The following is a 16,772-nucleotide window of genomic DNA, read 5'->3' as shown; positions in this document are numbered from 1 at the left end:
TTTTTTTAACGTTAATATTCTAATTTATTTCGTTCTGCTTCTTCATCCATTCTTTTAGCATCGACTAAGTATTCTAGCTTCAAATGTTTAAATATTTCTGCAACATTTGGATATTTGTTTTTATAGTCATTCTCTAACTTTTCAAAAAATATTGCTTTTTCTCTTTCGATATTTCCACCGTCAAAAGCCCCTCTTGCTGATAAGCCTCGCTTGTTGAACATTGCAGATGAATAACCTCTTTTTAAACTGACGGTATTTATTTCTTCAATAATATGAAATATTTTTTCCTGTGGCCATTCGTTAATATTTTCAGGGTATTCAGCTAATATTTTTCCGATTTCGGAATCAGCAACTTCTAATCGACTTACTTTTTCTGCTAGCAATCTTGTTTTTGTAATCCAATTTTTCAATTCCGTTTCATCAATAGAATTATCTTCTTTCATACCCGGAATTTTTTTCCATGAATGAAGCAAATGATATGCTTGTTTTGCTCTATTTTGAATAGCCTCTTCTGTAATACCTTCTCGTTCTCTTTCCAATGAGTTTTTGTCTTTAGGAATGTAAATCCACTTTAAAACCTCAATAAAAAAATCTGGATTGTTTGCCAATTCTTCCTCTAACATCTTGGGATTTCTTATTGTTCCATATGAATCTAAAATTGGAAGATAAAGCCACTCCAAATGAATGAGTGTTGATTTCTCAATATCTGTACGCCTGTCAAGTTCTTCAAAAATTCGTACAATTTCATAGTCCCGGAAACGTGGCATTTCAAGTGCTTCGTCTTCTGCTGCTTTTTTCAATATCTCTGAAAGCAGATTACTTGAAATTACGTTTACGAAATGTGAAGCAATATCTATTGCAGAAAAGAATCTTTTGTATTTCAGAAGCATTTCAATTCCAAATGTTTTTTCTTCAACTGTAATTTGATGAAAATGAGGATTGATGTTTTGCCAATATTCATTTTGTATTTCTTCATCTAATGAAGCTACAAATTTCCACAATTGTTGATTTTGATTTAGTGGAATAAGCACATTTGAAAGTGCTTTATTGCTAAACTTCTTTTTTTGTAATTCTTTAAATAAAGTTTTTCCCCATTCAAAGTTTTCAATAATTGATTTACGATAGATAAAGCTGTGAGCAAAACCAATGAGATTTTTATCGTCATATAAACATTCACAAACTATAATAACATCTTTCTTATTAGTGATTACATCTGCTAAAGCACCACCCAAAAACCAAAACTCTTTTACTTGTTTTCGTAATTCTAAGGTTGCGTTTAAACCTAATTCTTTAAGAAAAACGGTTACGGCTGTTTTTCTTGCTTCATCAATACTCTTTTGTTGTTGATCGTATCGTTTTTCTGATTCATTGGCATCATATTTCAAACCTTCTGGAAACTCTGGCCAATGTTCGTTGAAAAGCCAAATGTATTTGTGGATAATGTCTGTTGGTTGAAGTTTGTTGTACAAATTTTCTAACCGTACTAACTCGGATTCAGATAAAGTCCAACTGGAATCAGGATTAGACCTGTGATGATTTAAAATTCCCCGGATCGTTTTCCAAGTTGAAAATTTTTCCTGTTTTATATTTGGGCAAACTTCATCAGCCCAATCTAAAACTCTTTTTCTGTCATTTGGCGATAGATTAGTTATTCCTTTAATGAGTTGAGAAATTTTTTCATCGTCATTGTCAAAAAGGTTTATAAGTATTTCTATTACTTCAGAATGGGTATTCGATATTTCTTGATAAGTGTAAATGAGATTGGTATTTTTATTAAACATTCGCCAACGCATTTTATTTGTTAAATGTGCTATGCCGTGATGTTCAGGAAGCATTCTAAGTAATAGAGACCAACCTAATTCGTTTTCATTTTTGGTAATGTATTTTAGAATTTCAATTCTTTCATCATAAGATGCGAGAGTTTGAAAATGCCAAGGTTTGAAAATTTCTGAAATACTATTTAAGGGTCTGTTTGATAAACTACCGCCTGGGTCAAGTCTTGAAAGTTTAAGCAGTACCAAACTCACATCTCTTAAATATTCAGGCAACCAAGCTAAATTTTCAAGTGCCCACAACAAACCAGTATGGTGACTTTTTTTGTGAAATAAACCTTCTTCTTCTTTGAACATATCAATTATTTCGGGTTTTTCTTTTGCCAATGAATTTTTTACAGCTTTAAGAAAACTTTCAGGCGATGCCTCCGAAATAAGAGGTAATTCGTGATTAAGTGAAATCCATATTTCTCCACTTGAATTGTTGAGTAAATCAAAAATAATTTTATTAACCCAATTTTGAGGATTATCAAGATTGGGGAAATTTACTGCATTCATTTGTCCAACTAATATTAAAGATTGCGTTAGCCCTTCTCTTGACCATTTCGAATATTTGTTTTTCTTGTTGAAATAAACAGCGAAACTGTTTTTTTCCTCAGGTTCGATTATTGGATTTCCATTTTCGAATGCTAATGCATAACATTCTTTAATGTTCTGAAAGTCTTTAGATGAAAGTTTATATGATAGTGCTGTCCACAAATCGAGAGGAGAAGTTAACCTCCAAGTTTCACCTATTTGGATAATGGGCGATTCTTCAAAGTTTTTCCATTTGTTAAGGATAACTAAAAAGTCATTATATTTTTGCTCAGAAAGCTTTTCAATTAGTTCAATATCTCCAACAAATGTTTCGTTCCATCTCCCAAGTATAAGAGCTGGAATTATTTCACGGATATTTTCTTTCTCTATCCATTTTGATTTGAAGTGTGGAAATCCAAGCAGTTTTTTAATTATTGTAATGTTTCTGGCTGATTCCCTAGAAAATTTCTCAGCAGCTTCTTTTGGTATGCCACTCTTTATTAGTGCATTGATCTGACCATCTCTATCAATTGTTGGTAGAATAATTGTTTCTTGATTAAAGTCATCTTCTGCACCAAGAGGAACTAAAACATGGTTTCCTTTTGATACAGCTAAGTAATGTGTTTGTGTTTCATCGAATCTTGGAATCAGATTTAAAGTTGAGTTTATATTGTTTCTAACAATTCCGCGAAAATTCCCTTCAGTATCAACGACTAATGCTTTGGAAAAAAATCGGTCAAACTCCTCTGGTGGGAATAATTTTGCTGAAGCAATTATAAATGCAATTGCTTCAATCTTTGTTGATGCTTTTATTCCTTTGATTGTTGGTTCTCCTTTTAACGTTGATAATAATAAGTCTTTTTCATATTCTCTTCCTGCTACTACACATTCTGGGGAAAGAACCATTCTGTTTGGGCCCATTGACCATTCTTCCCAGAATTCGTCAGCTGTAATTATTCCATCAAATGGATATGTTCCAACTCCATCTTGCGAAGCAAGCCAACGGGAAACAGAATAGGCATTTTCGAGCCATTGCTCTAAGTCTATTGAATCAAATACCTTAACATCTTTCCAATGATTTTCAGCTTTTTTTGTTGCAATCCATTCTTCCTTTTTTGTCCAAAGTCTGGGTGTAACAAATATGAAAATAGAATCGCTTGGTATATATCCTATTGGATTCTTCTTTCTTTTTTCATAATCATTATTGGCTTTTCCTTTACAATCAGACGAAGTTCCAAATTCCCACAAAGAAGTTCCATTAGGCACATATGCCGTTTCGGTTTCACAATTTACAATCGCGTCCCAACCTCCAATATAAGTAGCACTTCCTGAAGGAAGATTTGCTTTTGTGCTTGAGGGCGTTGTTGCTCTTATCAATCTTGAAATTAAATAAGGCAGAAAAGCTTTTGAAAACGTTGTATCTGCCCAATTTTCAAGATGATTTCTGGTTACTAGTTTCATTATCTTTATTAATGTACCAATTACAAATTGCGGTTAATTGCTCGTTATTTTTTAGATTTGCTGTATTAGGTTTTGTTCCGGTTTGAAGTTGCTTAAATATCTCTGATGCTATGCTGTTTTGTATTACAGCAACAATGAAAAAAGTATGAGGTGCAGTTTCTTCTCTTGAAAAACTCATCCGTATTCTGTTCAAAGCAGAATTTGCTGTTTTCCAGTGTTCGACAGTTCCTGCCGGGTCAATACTCTTTTTAATTTTACAAAATGCAACATATTATTTGTAGTCGTAGTTATTTGATTTTTTTTACAAGTATATCTATATTTCGAATCTCAGGAAGTATAGAATTGTTTAAATTATTTTTTTCGGTTACTAAGTCTATCTGAGATTGGACACTCGAAGATGTATGGGCAAATTGCCCTCTTTTTGAACCGAAATTATCCATCGTATTCAGCCAAGAGGGATCAATTTCGCTCGACTCAATTCCAATTGGTAATAATATACTCAATAAATTTGTTGATTTTATTCCATGGTTGCCGATCAATTTGTTTAGATAATGTCTAGTTACTAAAGATATTCTGTAATCAAGTTTGTCCTTATCGGTTTTCTTCAGATTATTCCAATTTATTTCTTCAGTACAATAGGACATAATTGCTAGAAGACAGTTACTTTTTGTTCTTTTCGACATCCATTCAGAAAGAGCTTTTCTGACTTTGGAATCAGCAATATCTTCAAAATAAGATTCAATTTCTGCATGAGATAAGAGAACATAGCTCCTTATCATATCCGACTCTTTTTTTGTATAATTGCCATTTATTTTGGGTGCTGGAAGCAAATTGCATTCTAGTTGGCTAATTCGAGACAGCAATTTATTGTATCTTTCAGAATTTGCCATTTCATAACATATTTGTTGTAAACTGTCCATTAATATCAATTTTGGGAACCTCAACTTCAACTTCCAAAATTTCTGAGAGAGCTTCACCCCAAGTTGTTATTCTTTTAAAAGTGTTTTCAATGCTCTTTGTTGTATGTTCAAATGATTTAACAAAATCAGGATCATTTTCACATAATTTTTTGAATGACTCTAATATTTGCTTCTTTTTACTTTTCGATTCTTCTAAGATTTTACTGTTACTAAAAAAGTAAACCATGATATCAAACACCGCTCTATTGAAATTTCCTTGGAATGACTCGCCATTCCATTTGCTAAAAGCGTCTTTTTTACTGCCATACATACTAATTGTGAAATCAATGGCGAAATTGAGTCTTTCCGCATCTTCTTTTATTCGTAATTCAGCTTCGTTCCATTCATTGTTTAAATAATTGACAGTTTCATCAAATGCTTTCTTTAAATTGCCATTGTAATTCTTTAAATAGTATTTATTGGCAAAATATCTTATCACCATTTCTACATCACGCATTCTGTAATCAGGTTTGGTCAAATTAAGCATTGCCTTTATTTGCTCGCTGTTTATAGAAAATTCATCGGCAAAGTCAATAAATGGTCCTGGGTGCAGAGCTTGTCTTAACTCTTGAGGGCTCAATTTGATACTGCCTGTATTTAGTCTTAAAAAAACCGTATATAAAAATTCTTCATTGGGCCAATTTTTTAATACGACAGTTCTTATACTCTGATTCTCTAGTTGGTTTAACTCTTCGAAAAAATCTGGGTTTTCTTTAATGTTTTTATATGTTTTTCCGTTTAACTGAGTCAATATTTCAAGACCAGAAAGCCTTAATGGTTTGAATTCGTCATTTAGTTCGATTGAAAAAAATCTACGAATTGTCAACAACCTTTGTTTTCCGTCAATAACTATGTATTTCCCTCTATGTTTAGTTTTTTCTGCTAGTATTATTTGAGGTATTGGAAGGCCTAAAATTAAAGACTCGATAAATCTACTTTTAGCTTTATTTGACCAAGCATCTCTACGTTGAAATTTTGGAAATAAATCAATGTTATTTTTTAATAGCTGCGAGTTTACTGTTTCAGTCGTCCAATCTGTTCCCCAAATAACAGCTTGACTAAAAGTAGATTTTTCTTGTTCTATATCATCTTCATCTTCTGAACCTATATCTTCAGGAATTTGATAAAGTGTATCTTCAAATTCTTCTTGTTCTATTTTTTCCATTTGTATTGTTATTTTTAATGTGCTCCAATTTATTTATTTGCATGAATTGTATAATTTAATTTAATAAATTCTAATTGTAACCCAACAGAAATATTCAATAACAAACTTAATTGTTAGCAGTATTTCTACCCAATGTTAGGGATTAAACCACTATTATCATAAACTCAAACAAGTTTTATAGATAATAAATGCTTTATTGTGTAATCAAAAGCAAATGGAAGTAGGAGAATGAAATGAGTTGAAACTTGTACCTATATTGTACCTGTAAAATAAAAATGCCCATAAATCATTGATTTACAGGCATTTGAATGTAATGTATGTGGTCCCACTAGGATTCGAACCTAGGACCCCCTGCTTGTAAGGCAGGTGCTCTGAACCAGCTGAGCTATAAGACCATTCCGTGTGAATCGGTTTGCAAATATCTACTTTTTATTTTTTTTATGCAAATAGGGTCTTAAAAAAAGTTGATAAATTTTCGTCTAAATGCACTTTTGATTGATTATCTGCCTGAAACACACCATCTTTACGCTTCAATATTTTTTTACATGGAATCATTATTTAGTCTGGATAATCTGATCAGTTTATTCACCTTAACCTTTTTGGAGATCGTCTTGGGAATTGATAACATCATTTTTATCTCCATCACCGCATCACGTTTACCTAAAGTAGATCAGGCCAAAGCCCGTAACATCGGTCTTTTTCTCGCCATGATCTTTCGGGTTATTCTTTTGTTCGGAATTTCTATCCTTATTTCGCTTCAAAAACCCTTTGCGCACATCGATTGGGGATTCCTTAAAATGGCTCCCAGTGGTCAAGCCATCATCTTGTTCGTCGGCGGATTATTCTTGCTCTATAAAGCCACCAACGAAATCTTCATGAAATTAGAAGGGGAGGAGGAGCACATTGCCCAATCCGGTAAGGCGGTCAACAGCATTGCCAAAGTCGTTACCCAAATCGCCCTAATCAACCTTGTCTTCTCGATCGATTCGATCTTAACGGCTATCGGCTTGTCCGATAACATGGGAGTTATGATCATCGCCGTAATTGCCTCTGCCATCATCATGATGGGCTTCTCCGGTCCGGTAGGTCGTTTTGTGAATAATCACCCGTCTTTGCAGGTTTTGGGCCTCTCATTCCTCATCATGATCGGTTTTATGCTCATCGCCGAAGCCAGCCACGATTCCGAACTCAGCATCCTCAATAACAGCATCGGTCAAATTCCGAAAGGATACCTGTATTTCTCCATCGCCTTCTCCTTGTTCGTGGAATTCATTAATATCCAAATGCGCAAGCGCTCCAAGAAACCCGTTGAGATTCATGATTTGAAGAACCAGGCGGAAGAGGAGGGGATCATTTAGACATTAGACTTTAAACCTTGGGAATGCTATTTTAGAGAAGACAAAAAAAAGACGCGAATTATCGCGTCTCTAAAAATTCGGGATTTAACGTTAAACGTCTATCGTCCAACGTCTAATTTATTTCACCTTCTTCGCTTCACCCAACAACTCCTTAGCCCCTCCCTGAGGTAAGCCCAAAATCTTCTTTTTAATCTTTCCTGAGGCATCTAAAAACAAGATGGTTGGATAACCCTCAATCGGATACATATTTGCCAAAGCTGGGCCTTCACCCGCTTCCATATCCACTCCAATCGAGACAAAATGCTCATTGATGTAATTGCCCAACTCCTTATTCGGGAATACCTTGTTCTTCAAAACCTTACAAGGTCCACACCACGACGTATAAGCGTCTAACATGACCATTTTCTTCTCCTTCTTTGCCTTCGCCAACGCCTGACGAAAACTTCCCTCAAAGAAATTGACCCCATCGCCTTCCGCAAATGCAGGCAAGGTTAAAAGGGCAATAAATAGAATACTTAATAGCTTTTTCATGGTTTTAAAGTCGCTAGTCGCTAGTCACGAGTCGCTTGTTATGTTAATTTAATATCTCTTAGTTCTTAACTCTTAGTTGTACGAGTTAAGCATCACCGGCATCACCAACAGCAAGATATCCTCCGCCTCATCCTGATCCGATGGGATAATTAATCCCGCCTTGTTTGGCTCACTTAATTTAATGTCAACAAACTTCGAAGATAAATTACCCAATAATTCCGAAATCAATTTCGCATTGAATCCAATCTCCATGTCCTTGCCCGCATAATCACAAGCCAAAGCCTCATTCGCCTCGTTCGAGTAATCCAAATCCTCTGCGGAAAGGGTCAACTTATTGGCCGTCAACTTCAAACGAATCTGGTGCGTCGTCTTATTAGAGTAAATTGAAATACGCTTTACCGAACTCAAGAACTCCAAACGATTAATCGTCAAGATCTCATTGTTTTCCTTCGGAATCGCGTTCTCGTACTCAGGGAAACGCTCGTCGATGATCCGACAAATCAACTGAAAACTTTGGAAACTGAAGAAGGCATTCGATGAACTAAATTCAACCGTCACCGGTGTTTCATCCGCCGGTAATGTTGATTTCAAAAGCGATAAAGCCTTCTTTGGCAAGATCAACGAGCTACTACCCTCCGTTTTCAAATCCGTTCTGCGGTAACGCACCAAACGATGTCCGTCCGTCGCCACAAAATTCGTATGATCCCCCATCATCTGAATCAATACCCCCGTCATCGCCGGACGCATGTCATCATTCGAGACCGCCAACAAAGTATTCGCAATCGCCTCACCCAAGGTCACCGCCGATAAGGAAATCGACTGATTTTTCGCGACCTCCGGAATACGTGGGAAGTCGATCGGATTCTCACCGCTCAACTTAAACCGACCATTCTGTGTCGCAATCTCCGCACCAAATGTTCCTGCATCCGCACCGATTGTTACCGGTTGCTCAGGTAAGCTACGCAAGGTCTCCAACAACAATCGTGCCGGTAAGGCAATCGATCCATTTTCAAATCCCTCAACCTCCACCGTCGTCGTCATCACCGTCTGTAAATCCGACGCCGTCAACATCAATTTATTGCCCTCCAACTCCACTAAGATGTTTTCCAAAATAGGAATAATTGGATTGCTCGCTACCACACCATTAATGGCTGAAAGTTGCTTCAATAAGACGTTCGAGGCTACTAAAAATTTCATTGTATTGCTTGTTGGGTTAATGTTGAATTCAGACCTTGAAGTTAAATCAATTTGACTACAAAGCCAAGTGTTATGCTGCGTATTTACGCTTACGGAATACAATTACCAAAAGACTGATCAAAAGCCCAAAGAACACCGGAACCGCCACATTCAATAGCTGGTAATATCCCCGCTTCTCCTGAACCTTCGCCTTGTCCAAAGGCCGCAAACGGATGTCTTTATTTCGCGCCAATAAGGCGCTTTGGTCATCCAATAAATAATGAAAGGCATTCAAAATAAAATCCCGATTAGCGAACAGATGCTTCGAAAATGGATCATAACCCAATCCCGCAGGCCCCTTCGTACTCGGATCAATATCATTCAATGCCAAATCGCCATCACCCACCACAATCAATCCTCCCTCTTGATCGCCCTGCGCCACAAAGCCCTTCGACAAACTATCCGGTGGCAAAGGACGATTCACAAAGATCGACTTGAATTTTCCCTCCAATAAATACGATATCACCTGCGAACCCGATTTATATTGCTCCGGATCAAAATCCTTGCCCGATGAGGAAAAGGGTAGGGTAGCCGGTGCCTTTTGGACTTGCGTATAGGGACTCGTCGCCAACAGGGCCGTTTTCTTTAATCCGCTACTTCCCGACACCGTATCGATACTCGATACAAAACGTCCGTAAATTGCATCTAAATTCTTCGTGATGACCGACGATGGATTACCTGTCAACAAAGGGAATGCCGGCCATGGCATCAATTGTATATTGGCCTTGTCTCCAAAGTTACCCACCTGCAAAGGGATCATCCCACTCAATTGGGCATCCTTCACCATATTGGCATTCAAACGCAAACCATAACGAAATAACATCTCATTCAATCCCACATCCATCACCGATGTGACCAATCCCTGGCCTTGGATCGTATCTATATGTATCCCCTCAAGAAAGAATATGCCCTTTCCTCCCTTCACCAAAAATTGGTCAATTTTATATTGGTCATCCACACTGAATTTCCGATTCGGCTGTATCACACATATCGCATCCAAGCCCTCCAAGGTTGCCGACGCGCTCAAATCCACCGGATACAAATCATACGACTTTCGCAATGACGCGATCAAACCCAATTGCTTGATGGCCGGAACCTTACTGTAATCCAAGAAAAAACCAATCTTCTTACGATCCGTCTGCGTCAAGGTTTGGATCCCTTGCATAATCTCGTATTCGAGGCCTTCGACCGACTGGTTGAGCACTTCTTGCGGAGTGGCTAATTGATTGCCCTTTAACAGCAATACACCCGCTTGTTTATCCCCTTTTTCAATCACCAAACCTGGAAAGACCATTTGCTGCACCTGCTTGCCCCCCTCGTTATTGACGATATTGGTGGGCGGTAATCCCAAGGAGTCCAATAAAAAGATTTGTTCCTCACGAGCCTTCGAATCCGGGAATTCCTCATAGATGTTGACCGTCTCAATCGTGATCGTTTGCGGACTATTTCGCTGAATGTCACGCAACATATCCAGACTCGCTTTTTGGAGCCGTTTGAAGCCACCTGGGAGGTCATTACCTGCAAGGTATAATTTGATGCGAATCGGACCATCCAGCGACTGCAAGGTTGAAATCGTGGATTCGCTCAAGGTGAATTTTTTCTCCTCACTCAAATCCCATCGGATGAGGACATAGGGGCTCACCAACAGAAGTATTATTCCTGCAACAACCCAAATCATCCACGTCCGTATTTGCTTTTTCATGGCTTGTAAACAAGAAAAGCATCCCTTCCAGAATGCTTTTCTTGTCTTGGAAAAGGTCTATTAATAGAACTTGTAACGCTTATCAACAATCTTGGCATTTTCCTTGATTGCCTCATTGATGTAGAATGATGAACGCTGAACACCCATCATCTGCAATTGATTCTTGTATTGCGAGTAATCCGCTAAGGCTGGAGCTGCTACACCACCTGTTTTCTCAGCGATAAACACACCGTTATCTCCTACGAATACGGAACTACGCTTGCCATTTTTCAAACCAGCGATACGACCCAATGCAATGGCATCTGGACCCGCAGTGTTTAACATACCACCCGCTAAGGTTTGATCTTGTACCGTTTCTACCAAAGCTCCTGCACCATACTTCTGTGCGATCTGCTCCAACGTACCTTTGATACCCGCTAATTTCTTCGAGATTTGCTCTCCTTTCAATTGGTTACGTACCAAAGCCGTTAATTCAATACGGTAATCCTCTACCTTCACATTGTCTTTGTCTGTCTTTCCTGTCAAGTAAGCTACGATGTATTGGTTGTCTTGCTCAAATACTTTCTTCGAACCATCACCTACCGCCGTGTTCTCATCAAAGGCCCAACGAACGATTTCACGTGCATTGGCTAAGTTGTTCACCGCCGACGAATTCTCTTGTAAACGATCCGCACGCATCATGATGATGGATTTGTCTTTCTTCAAAGCCACCTCAAATGCCGCTAAAGTTCCATTCGCATTGGCAAAAGCGTCCGCTTGCGTAAATACCTTGTCTAAAGTAGCTTGCGTTGGAGCAATTGCCTTATTGATCGCCGCTAATTTGTAGCTCGTATTTGATTTAGCATCCGTTACTTTCACAATGTGGTAACCGAATTCCGTTTCAACAACGCCAGGCATTAAACCAGTTCCGTTAAAGCCAAACAAAGCTTTTTCGAATGATTTAACCATCGAACCATTGTTCTTGAAATAGCCTAAGTCACCGCCGTTTTGCGCTGTGCCATCCATGCCATTCATTTGTGCTAAAGTTTCAAAGCTTCCGCCTCCTTTAATCTGCGTCAAAATCGCCTCTGCACGTTGCTTCGCTTGGGCCTTCGCTGAATCCGACTTGTTTGCTGGCGTAATCAAAATATGACTTGCACGCATCGTGAATAAGGAATCTTTCTTCACACCGCCGTATTTGTAAATTGAATAAGTTAATCCTTCTTTAAAAGGACCGTAGATACCACCCACTTGGAAAGTTGGCAACATGGTTTTCACTGCCGCTGGAATTTCAGCGTATGGCAATAAGTAAGGTGTACGAACATCTGAATTCAACATGGCAAATGCCGAGTCATTCGGAGCAACGGCTAAATCCTTTGCCAATTTCTTGATTTGGTTGTAGAATTCAACCGTATCTTGCTTCGTTGGAATAACTGGGAATGTTGCATATTGAATCGAACGTGTGTTCGTTCCTTTAAATTGATCCTTATGCTTTGCCAAATATTCTTCCAATTGAGCGTCAGTTACCTTGATGGTCGTATCTGGAACTGAAAAGAAAGGAACAAACAAGAAACGCGCATTGAATTTCGCATTTTGTGATTGGTATTCTTTCGCTGCATCAGCTTGTGTTACGTAATTAGATAAACGTAATAAGTTTTCGTATTTCGAACGGATACGATCCTGAGAGATTGATTTCTCAAATGCCGCCCAAGCTTGTTGCTGTTGTGCTGGCATCGTCTTCAAGTTCTTTAAAAATTGAATGACAAATGTCTTGTCAAATTGACCCGTTTGTGGATTCGTAAATTGCTGACGTACTGAAGGGTGAATGTAATTTCCTTGAACCATATCAATCAATTCCTCCTCAGAAACTTTCAATCCCAAGGCATCGAATTCTTTCTTGTAAGCGATATCCAAAATGAATTGGTTCCAAACTTGGTCACGAATAGACGCCGCCTCTTGCTCAGATGGGCCTTTTCCTGTTTGTGCTGTGTAGTTGGCCGTTGCCTCCTCCACTTTCTTCTGGAAGTCCTGAATCATGATGCTTTCGCCCGCGATCTCACCTACTTCTTGTGAACTTGAACCAAATAAGGATGATTTACCTTGAAAGATATCCGCTCCCACGAGAAACAACACTAAACTGATCGCGATAGCCGCTGCCGCAATTCCCGATTTCTCTCTAATTTTTGTAATTAATGCCATTGATACTATTATCTAATTGTTTTGTACGCTTTGTATTCTTTTATTTTCCCGACTTTGTCTTGAACAAAAGAAACGCAAAATAATCACATTTCTAATGAAAAAGCAAGTCGAAGAGAAACTAATCTAGCCTTTTAACACGCTTTTTAAACTTTCTAAGAAACGATCCGCAATTGCCCGGTCGATTGCCAAACTTGGCAACAAACGAAGCGTATGTTTCCCCGCATAGCCCATAAAAATATGATGTTCATGCAATAGGGCATCCCGAACCGGTCCTACAGCCGCCTCAAGCTCAATTCCAATCATCAGACCACGTCCGCGAACATCCGTAATTCCGGGAATTCCAACCAATTCTTTTTCAATATAGGCTCCAATTTTCGTCGCATTTTCTAAAAGTTTTTCCTCTTCGATAATGTCCAAAACCACATTCGCTGCCGCGCATGCCAAATGATTTCCTCCAAAGGTTGTTCCCAACAAACCATAACTTGCTTGAATGTGCGGGGCAATTAACACACCACCAATCGGAAATCCATTGCCCATGCCTTTCGCGGTCGTCATCATGTCGGGATGAATGCCCGCGTATTGATGCGAGAAAAATTTCCCCGAACGGCCATAGCCACATTGTACCGAATCCAAAATTAATTGCGCTCCCGTTTCATCACAACGCTGTCGCAAGGCTTGCAAAAATGGTGTTGATGCCACTTGAATTCCGCCTACACCTTGAATTCCTTCCACAATCACCGCCGCCGTTTCTTCCGTAATCACCTCATTCAATCCCTCGATTTGATTAAAAGGATGGAAGCTAACATGGGAAGTATCGTTGATCGGTGCCACAATGCTCGGATTGTCCGTCACCGCCACGGCACCCGCCGTACGTCCATGGAATGCCTTGGTAAATGCCACGACCTTCTTGCGACCCGTGTGAAAAGACGCCAATTTCAAGGCGTTTTCATTTGATTCCGCTCCTGAGTTCGTTAGAAATAATTGATAATCCGGGTAGCCCGAAATACGACCTAATTTTTCTGCCAATTCCTTTTGGCCTGAAATCACGATCGAATTCGAGTAAAAACCGATGTTCGATAATTGCTCAGTCATCTTGGATACGTACGTCGGATGCGAATGACCGATCGAGATCACTGCATGTCCGCCATATAAATCCAAATATTCCTGTCCATTCTTATCCCATAAGGTACTTCCCTGGGCTTTCACCAGTTCAATGGGGTAGAGTGGGTATACGTCAAATAAATTCATATTCTTTATTTTTAATAGCCCTAGGCTTCAACCTAGGGGATTCCCCAGGTTAAAACCTGGGGTTAAGTTTATGTTTTTTAGACGCGAAGTGTCGCGTCTCTACAAAAAATGTCTAACGTCGGTCGTCCACCGTCAAATTAGACGCGGAAGTATCGCGTCTCTACAAAAAATGTCTAACGTCGGTCGTCCACCGTCAAATTAGACGTGAAGTGTCGCGTCTCTACAAATAATGTCTAACGTCGGTCGTCCACCGTCAAATTAGACGTGAAGTGTCGCGTCTCTACAAATAATGTCTAACGTCGGTCGTCCACCGTCAAATTAGACGCGAAGTGTCGCGTCTCTACAAATAATGTCTAACGTCGGTCGTCCACCGTCAAATTAGACGCGAAGTGTCGCGTCTCTACAAAAAAATATCGTCCAACGTCTAATGTCCAACGTCTAAAATCCTATCGCCTTCAAATCCAATCCAGCCGTTTCTGGCCAGCCCAACATCAGATTCATGTTTTGTACGGCCTGTCCGGACGCGCCCTTGATTAAATTATCAATCACCGAACTAATGAGTAATTGCCCATCATGAACCTCCAAATGCAAAAAGCATTTATTCGTATTTACCACTTGCTTGACATCCACGGCTTGTGGACTCACAAAGACAAAGGGAGAATTCGCATAATAGTTCTCGTATAATTCAATCGCTTCTTCTTGGGTTCCGGCATAAGTTGTATATACATTCGCCATAATTCCGCGCGAGAAATTTCCTCGGTAAGGAATAAAATTCACTTTCGGTACCGGGTTTTTAGCACCCAATACCATTCCGATTTCCGTTAAATGCTGGTGCGTAAAGGCCTTGTAAATACTGATGTTATTATTTCTCCATGAAAAATGACTCGTTGAAGAAAGCGCCTGTCCCGCACCGGTCGAACCTGTAACGGCCGACACATGTACATCCGAAGTCAATAATCCCACTTGTGATAAAGGCAACAACGCTAATTCGATGGAGGTTGCAAAGCAGCCTGGGTTGGCGATTTTAGTAGCCGACTGGATTTTTTCCTTTTGGAATTCCGCCAAACCATACACAAAACCCTCGGATTCATCCCGGAAATCGGTACTTAAGTCCACGATTTTGGTATGCCAAGGAATGTCGTTAGCCGCTAGAAATTTCTTCGACTCACCATGTCCTGAACATAAAAATAATACATCCACTGGACTCAAATCGGCACAAAAACGGGCATTCGTGGAGCCAAGCAAGTCGGTATGCACATCCGAAACCAATTTACCCGCTTGCGAATTCGACATGATGCATGTCAAATGCACATCCGGGTGATGCACCAAAATGCGTAATAATTCGCCTCCTGTGTAGCCTGCAGCTCCTACGATTCCAATTTTTGCCATTAGTTCGATTGGTTTACTTTCCGGTGTATCATCGTTTGGTTCGATACGATTTTGGAGAAACCTCTCACATCGTCGCCCGACCATGCCTTGTTCATTTCGCCATAAGCCCCAAATGCCGACGACATCAAGTCAAATTTCGACTCGATTCCCGTCACTTGGAATTGATAAGGCGATAAGACCACATGTACCGTTCCCGTTACATTGTCTTGCGTATCTGCCAAGAAGGTTTCAAAGTTCCGCATAATCGGATCCAAGAATTGTCCCTCGTGCAATAAAGTACCATACATATCACCGATGTTCTGCTTCCAGTACAATTGGTGTTTTGTCAATACATGCTTTTCTAATAAATGGTGAGCCTTGATAATAATCAAAGGTGCTGGCGCCTCAAAGCCCACACGGCCTTTAATTCCAATGATCGTGTCACCTACGTGGATGTCCCGACCGATCGCATAAGCCCCCGCACGTGCCGTCAATTCACGAATCGCGTCGACTGAACTCGGGTATTTTTTGCCATCCAGGCCTACTAATTGGCCATATTCGAATTGCAAGGAAATCTTTGATGGTTTCGTCTCGGTCAATTGCGTTGGCCAGGCCTCTTCTGGTAAGTAGCCGTCTGAAGTCAAGGTTTCTTTTCCACCCACCGAAGTCCCCCAGAGACCTTTGTTGATCGAATAAGTTGATTTATGCCATTCCTGCACGACGCCCTTCGACTTCAAGAAGTCGATTTCCGCCTCACGGGATAATTGTAAATCACGAATAGGCGTGATGACCTCACATTCAGGAGCCAAGATGCGGAAAACCACGTCGAAGCGAACTTGGTCATTTCCTGCACCCGTGCTACCATGTGCGATGGCTTTGGCACCTAATTTTGCCGCGTATTTAGCCACGGCTGTCGCTTGGAAAACACGTTCTGCCGATACGGAAAGGGGATAGGTATTGTTTTTCAATACGTTACCAAAAACCAAATACTTGATGCAATCTTGGTAATATTCTTCAACAACATCTAATGTCACGTGAGACGTCACACCCAAAGAATAGGCTTTCTCCTCGATGGTTTTCAATTCCGCTGGTGAAAATCCACCCGTGTCTACCAAAGCTGAGTGCACTTCCATGCCGCGCTCTTCGGTTAAGTATTTGACACAGAAAGACGTATCTAAACCCCCACTAAATGCTAAAATTACTTTCGGCTTGCTCATA

Annotated in this window: 11 protein-coding genes, 1 tRNA gene and 1 pseudogene; 1 reads left to right on the top strand and 12 read right to left on the bottom strand. The window is 39.7% G+C overall.

Features of this window, described 5'->3' with window-relative positions; translation table 11 throughout:
- Positions 1-11 precede the first annotated feature (11 nt).
- The 5 genes and pseudogenes from ACMH5P_RS04455 to ACMH5P_RS04435 all read right to left on the bottom strand — a co-directional run bounded on the left by ACMH5P_RS04455 (position 12) and on the right by ACMH5P_RS04435 (position 6,328).
- Positions 12-3,809 (bottom strand): hypothetical protein, encoded by a 3,798-nt coding sequence (locus tag ACMH5P_RS04455; RefSeq protein WP_459493116.1) that lies wholly within the window; start codon positions 3,807-3,809, stop codon positions 12-14.
- Positions 3,781-4,068 (bottom strand): annotated as a pseudogene (locus ACMH5P_RS04450) (AvaI/BsoBI family type II restriction endonuclease); the annotation flags it as partial. The gene ACMH5P_RS04455 and the pseudogene ACMH5P_RS04450, both read right to left, overlap by 29 nt.
- Before the next feature lie 28 nt (positions 4,069-4,096).
- Positions 4,097-4,729: a HEPN domain-containing protein gene (locus ACMH5P_RS04445; RefSeq protein ID WP_459493115.1), complete on the bottom strand. Its 633-nt coding sequence runs from the start codon at positions 4,727-4,729 to the stop codon at positions 4,097-4,099.
- The gene (locus ACMH5P_RS04440) at positions 4,701-5,933 is read right to left on the bottom strand and encodes a GmrSD restriction endonuclease domain-containing protein (RefSeq protein ID WP_459493114.1); all 1,233 of its coding nucleotides are present in this window, start codon (positions 5,931-5,933) and stop codon (positions 4,701-4,703) included. The genes ACMH5P_RS04445 and ACMH5P_RS04440 overlap by 29 nt, the downstream gene beginning before the upstream one ends.
- Before the next feature lie 320 nt (positions 5,934-6,253).
- Positions 6,254-6,328, bottom strand: a tRNA-Val gene (locus tag ACMH5P_RS04435).
- A gap of 150 nt (positions 6,329-6,478) precedes the next feature.
- Between ACMH5P_RS04435 and ACMH5P_RS04430 the strand changes: the two genes are divergently transcribed.
- Entirely contained in the window at positions 6,479-7,291 is an 813-nt protein-coding gene (locus ACMH5P_RS04430) for a TerC family protein (RefSeq protein WP_459493113.1), read from the top strand.
- Between the two features lie 117 nt (positions 7,292-7,408).
- Here ACMH5P_RS04430 and ACMH5P_RS04425 read toward each other — a convergent pair whose 3' ends face one another.
- The 7 genes from ACMH5P_RS04425 to argG form a co-directional block, all read right to left on the bottom strand.
- Positions 7,409-7,822, bottom strand: coding sequence for a thioredoxin family protein (locus ACMH5P_RS04425; RefSeq protein WP_459493112.1), 414 nt, complete (start codon positions 7,820-7,822; stop codon positions 7,409-7,411).
- Between the two features lie 72 nt (positions 7,823-7,894).
- Positions 7,895-9,019, bottom strand: coding sequence for a DNA polymerase III subunit beta (gene dnaN, locus ACMH5P_RS04420; protein ID WP_459493111.1), 1,125 nt, complete (start codon positions 9,017-9,019; stop codon positions 7,895-7,897).
- Between the two features lie 70 nt (positions 9,020-9,089).
- The gene (gene gldG / locus ACMH5P_RS04415) at positions 9,090-10,760 is read right to left on the bottom strand and encodes a gliding motility-associated ABC transporter substrate-binding protein GldG (protein WP_459493110.1); all 1,671 of its coding nucleotides are present in this window, start codon (positions 10,758-10,760) and stop codon (positions 9,090-9,092) included.
- A 60-nt stretch (positions 10,761-10,820) separates the two neighbouring features.
- Positions 10,821-12,938, bottom strand: coding sequence for a peptidylprolyl isomerase (locus ACMH5P_RS04410; protein WP_459493109.1), 2,118 nt, complete (start codon positions 12,936-12,938; stop codon positions 10,821-10,823).
- Positions 12,939-13,061: 123 nt separating this feature from the next.
- Positions 13,062-14,186: an aspartate aminotransferase family protein gene (locus tag ACMH5P_RS04405; protein ID WP_459493108.1), complete on the bottom strand. Its 1,125-nt coding sequence runs from the start codon at positions 14,184-14,186 to the stop codon at positions 13,062-13,064.
- Positions 14,187-14,624: 438 nt separating this feature from the next.
- Positions 14,625-15,575, bottom strand: coding sequence for an N-acetyl-gamma-glutamyl-phosphate reductase (argC, locus tag ACMH5P_RS04400; protein WP_459493107.1), 951 nt, complete (start codon positions 15,573-15,575; stop codon positions 14,625-14,627).
- Positions 15,575-16,771: an argininosuccinate synthase gene (argG, locus tag ACMH5P_RS04395; protein WP_459493106.1), complete on the bottom strand. Its 1,197-nt coding sequence runs from the start codon at positions 16,769-16,771 to the stop codon at positions 15,575-15,577. Before argG ends, argC begins: the two co-directional genes overlap by 1 nt.
- Position 16,772: the final 1 nt, after the last annotated feature.

The sequence above is a fragment of the Aquirufa sp. 5-AUSEE-100C1 genome, from assembly GCF_054558655.1.
The sequence above is the reverse complement of the archived record's forward strand: the minus strand, read 5'-3'. Positions and strand labels throughout refer to the sequence as shown.

Coding starts and splice junctions, on each gene's coding strand:
- ACMH5P_RS04445 (WP_459493115.1), bottom strand. CDS start 4,729: ATGGACAGTTTACAACAAATATGTTATGAAATGGCAAATTCTGAAAGA.
- argG (WP_459493106.1), bottom strand. CDS start 16,771: ATGAGCAAGCCGAAAGTAATTTTAGCATTTAGTGGGGGTTTAGATACG.
- argC (WP_459493107.1), bottom strand. CDS start 15,575: ATGGCAAAAATTGGAATCGTAGGAGCTGCAGGCTACACAGGAGGCGAA.
- gldG (WP_459493110.1), bottom strand. CDS start 10,760: ATGAAAAAGCAAATACGGACGTGGATGATTTGGGTTGTTGCAGGAATA.
- ACMH5P_RS04430 (WP_459493113.1), top strand. CDS start 6,479: ATGGAATCATTATTTAGTCTGGATAATCTGATCAGTTTATTCACCTTA.
- ACMH5P_RS04440 (WP_459493114.1), bottom strand. CDS start 5,933: ATGGAAAAAATAGAACAAGAAGAATTTGAAGATACACTTTATCAAATT.
- ACMH5P_RS04405 (WP_459493108.1), bottom strand. CDS start 14,186: ATGAATTTATTTGACGTATACCCACTCTACCCCATTGAACTGGTGAAA.
- ACMH5P_RS04410 (WP_459493109.1), bottom strand. CDS start 12,938: ATGGCATTAATTACAAAAATTAGAGAGAAATCGGGAATTGCGGCAGCG.
- dnaN (WP_459493111.1), bottom strand. CDS start 9,019: ATGAAATTTTTAGTAGCCTCGAACGTCTTATTGAAGCAACTTTCAGCC.
- ACMH5P_RS04425 (WP_459493112.1), bottom strand. CDS start 7,822: ATGAAAAAGCTATTAAGTATTCTATTTATTGCCCTTTTAACCTTGCCT.
- ACMH5P_RS04455 (WP_459493116.1), bottom strand. CDS start 3,809: ATGAAACTAGTAACCAGAAATCATCTTGAAAATTGGGCAGATACAACG.